A 1,910-nucleotide genomic window follows, 5' to 3' on the forward strand; every position below is an offset into this window, starting at 1 on the left:
CCCTCAAGATGAGATTTCCCATAGCGTAAGCTAGTAAGATCCCTGAAAGATGATCAGGTTGATAGGTTCGAGGTGGAAGCATGGTGACATGTGGAGCTGACGAATACTAATAGATCGAGGACTTAACCATATAATATGAAGCAAGTGTTATCTAGTTTTGAGAGAACATAAAAAACTTATTGACTTTTTTAATCAATCAAGTATAATAATGTTTGTCTCAAGTGAATATAGTCTGGTAATGATGGCAGAGAGGTCACACCCGTTCCCATACCGAACACGGAAGTTAAGCTCTCTAGCGCCGATGGTAGTTGGGACCTTGTCCCTGTGAGAGTAGGACGTTGCCAGGCAAATGGAGGATTAGCTCAGCTGGGAGAGCACCTGCCTTACAAGCAGGGGGTCGGCGGTTCGATCCCGTCATCCTCCACCATATAATGTCGGAGGGGTAGCGAAGTGGCTAAACGCGGCGGACTGTAAATCCGCTCCTTCGGGTTCGGCAGTTCGAATCTGCCCCCCTCCACCATTTCTTAATTAATGGGCTATAGCCAAGCGGTAAGGCAACGGACTTTGACTCCGTCATGCGCTGGTTCGAATCCAGCTAGCCCAGCCATTAAGAGCCATTAGCTCAGTTGGTAGAGCATCTGACTTTTAATCAGAGGGTCGAAGGTTCGAGTCCTTCATGGCTCACCATTTATTAAAATTATATGCGGGTGTGGCGGAATTGGCAGACGCACCAGACTTAGGATCTGGCGCCTTTGGCGTGGGGGTTCGACTCCCTTCACCCGCACTTTTAATAAAATATCTCATAACATGTCTTGCGGAAGTAGTTCAGTGGTAGAATACAACCTTGCCAAGGTTGGGGTCGCGGGTTCGAATCCCGTCTTCCGCTCCAATTTTCAATATGACATGCCGGGGTGGCGGAACAGGCAGACGCACAGGACTTAAAATCCTGCGGTGGGTGACCACCGTGCGGGTTCGACCCCCGCCCTCGGCACCATATGCGCCCGTAGCTCAATTGGATAGAGCGTTTGACTACGGATCAAAAGGTTAGGGGTTCGAGTCCTCTCGGGCGCGCTTTTATTGACGGGAAGTGGCTCAGCTTGGTAGAGCACCTGGTTTGGGACCAGGGGGTCGCAGGTTCAAATCCTGTCTTCCCGATATTTAAAAAACATGGGGCCTTAGCTCAGCTGGGAGAGCGCCTGCCTTGCACGCAGGAGGTCAGCGGTTCGATCCCGCTAGGCTCCACTTTAGTTATTTATTGGAGGTATACCCAAGTCTGGCTGAAGGGATCGGTCTTGAAAACCGACAGGCGGCGAGAGTCGCGCGGGGGTTCGAATCCCTCTACCTCCTCCATTTTAATAAAACTATTAGATGTATAAAGATACTTAAAAGATATAATTAATTTTTCCTTCATGGAGGTATACCCAAGTCTGGCTGAAGGGATCGGTCTTGAAAACCGACAGGCGGTGAGAATCGCGCGGGGGTTCGAATCCCTCTACCTCCTCCATTTTTAATATATTATATCGTCGCGGGGTGGAGCAGTCTGGTAGCTCGTCGGGCTCATAACCCGAAGGTCGCAGGTTCAAATCCTGTCCCCGCAACCAAATGGTCCCGTGGTGTAGTGGTTAACATGCCTGCCTGTCACGCAGGAGATCGCCGGTTCGACCCCGGTCGGGACCGCCATTTACATAAAGGCTCGGTAGCTCAGTCGGTAGAGCAGAGGACTGAAAATCCTCGTGTCGGCGGTTCGATTCCGTCCCGAGCCATCTTTTTTTTTTTGAAAAGCCGGCTTAGCTCAATTGGTAGAGCAACTGACTTGTAATCAGTAGGTTGGGGGTTCAAGTCCTCTAGCCGGCACCACTTAGGGGCATAGTTTAAAGGTAGAACAGAGGTCTCCAAAACCTCCGGTGTGG

Annotated in this window: 16 tRNA genes and 2 rRNA genes; all 18 read left to right on the forward strand. The window is 50.5% G+C overall.

Features of this window, described 5'->3' with window-relative positions:
- Window positions 1-130 (forward strand): 23S ribosomal RNA (locus KFD70_RS29060); the annotation flags it as partial.
- A 101-nt stretch (window positions 131-231) separates the two neighbouring features.
- Window positions 232-347 (forward strand): 5S ribosomal RNA (gene rrf / locus KFD70_RS29065).
- Window positions 348-351: 4 nt separating this feature from the next.
- Window positions 352-427: transfer RNA gene (locus KFD70_RS29070), tRNA-Val, on the forward strand.
- 9 nt (window positions 428-436) lie between these two features.
- Window positions 437-520: transfer RNA gene (locus tag KFD70_RS29075), tRNA-Tyr, on the forward strand.
- Between the two features lie 12 nt (window positions 521-532).
- Window positions 533-607, forward strand: a tRNA-Gln gene (locus KFD70_RS29080).
- Between the two features lie 4 nt (window positions 608-611).
- A tRNA-Lys gene (locus tag KFD70_RS29085) sits at window positions 612-687 on the forward strand.
- A 16-nt stretch (window positions 688-703) separates the two neighbouring features.
- Window positions 704-784, forward strand: a tRNA-Leu gene (locus KFD70_RS29090).
- Window positions 785-814: 30 nt separating this feature from the next.
- A tRNA-Gly gene (locus KFD70_RS29095) sits at window positions 815-889 on the forward strand.
- A gap of 16 nt (window positions 890-905) precedes the next feature.
- A tRNA-Leu gene (locus KFD70_RS29100) sits at window positions 906-994 on the forward strand.
- A 3-nt stretch (window positions 995-997) separates the two neighbouring features.
- A tRNA-Arg gene (locus KFD70_RS29105) sits at window positions 998-1,071 on the forward strand.
- A 10-nt stretch (window positions 1,072-1,081) separates the two neighbouring features.
- Window positions 1,082-1,155, forward strand: a tRNA-Pro gene (locus KFD70_RS29110).
- A gap of 14 nt (window positions 1,156-1,169) precedes the next feature.
- Window positions 1,170-1,242 (forward strand) — tRNA-Ala (locus tag KFD70_RS29115).
- A gap of 15 nt (window positions 1,243-1,257) precedes the next feature.
- Window positions 1,258-1,350: transfer RNA gene (locus tag KFD70_RS29120), tRNA-Ser, on the forward strand.
- Between the two features lie 61 nt (window positions 1,351-1,411).
- Window positions 1,412-1,504, forward strand: a tRNA-Ser gene (locus KFD70_RS29125).
- Window positions 1,505-1,524: 20 nt separating this feature from the next.
- Window positions 1,525-1,601 (forward strand) — tRNA-Met (locus KFD70_RS29130).
- 3 nt (window positions 1,602-1,604) lie between these two features.
- Window positions 1,605-1,680 (forward strand) — tRNA-Asp (locus tag KFD70_RS29135).
- A gap of 10 nt (window positions 1,681-1,690) precedes the next feature.
- Window positions 1,691-1,763: transfer RNA gene (locus KFD70_RS29140), tRNA-Phe, on the forward strand.
- An 18-nt stretch (window positions 1,764-1,781) separates the two neighbouring features.
- A tRNA-Thr gene (locus tag KFD70_RS29145) sits at window positions 1,782-1,857 on the forward strand.
- Window positions 1,858-1,910: the final 53 nt, after the last annotated feature.

Origin of the sequence: Bacillus pfraonensis (genome assembly GCF_050768835.1) — a bacterium.
GTDB classification, from domain to species: Bacteria; Bacillota; Bacilli; order Bacillales; family Bacillaceae_G; genus Bacillus_A; species Bacillus_A pfraonensis.